A 567-nucleotide genomic window follows, 5' to 3' on the forward strand; every position below is an offset into this window, starting at 1 on the left:
ATAAAGATGGCGAAGAAGACAAGAGACAGTCGACTTACACCGCGCAGAGTGACTATAAGTTAAGTCCAAAAACCTACCTTTACGGAAGTTTTAAAGGCGTAGACTCTCGCTACAGTGCTTACTTTAAGGATTATACGATTTCGACGGGTTTAGGTTATCAGTTCTCAAATACTGAAACCTTCGTGTTAGAGTTCGAACTTGGTCCTGGTTTTCGTTACCAAGAACCCAACCTAGATGAAATCGATGATGACGATATTATCTTTCCAGAGATCGTCGAAGAGGGTATTTTCCGAGGCAATTTAAACTCGTCTTGGCAAGTACTGCCTAATCTGAGCTTCAATGCGGATATGACGTTGGTTTCGGGTAGAAGTAACTTAAGGCTCGATACTGATCTGGAGGTGGTGAATGACATCACCGAAAACATCGCACTCAAGATTGCACACTCACGTCAGTACCACGATAAAGTACCAAATGGCTTAGATAAAGCAGACTCTGTGCTTTCTGTGAATCTGTTGTTCCAATTCTAACCGTATTCTCAACAGCCTCTAGGGTAAAAAGATCATCATA

General features: G+C 42.0%; 1 protein-coding gene. It reads left to right on the plus strand.

Annotated features, from left to right (window positions below; genetic code table 11):
* A partial coding sequence (locus KI743_RS24230) for a DUF481 domain-containing protein (protein ID WP_285468557.1) occupies positions 1–527 on the plus strand: 527 nt, incomplete at its 5' end.
* Between the last annotated feature and the right edge of the window lie 40 nt (positions 528–567).

Origin of the sequence: Vibrio sp. D420a (assembly GCF_030248625.1) — a bacterium.
Taxonomy (GTDB): Bacteria; Pseudomonadota; Gammaproteobacteria; order Enterobacterales; family Vibrionaceae; genus Vibrio; species Vibrio fortis_A.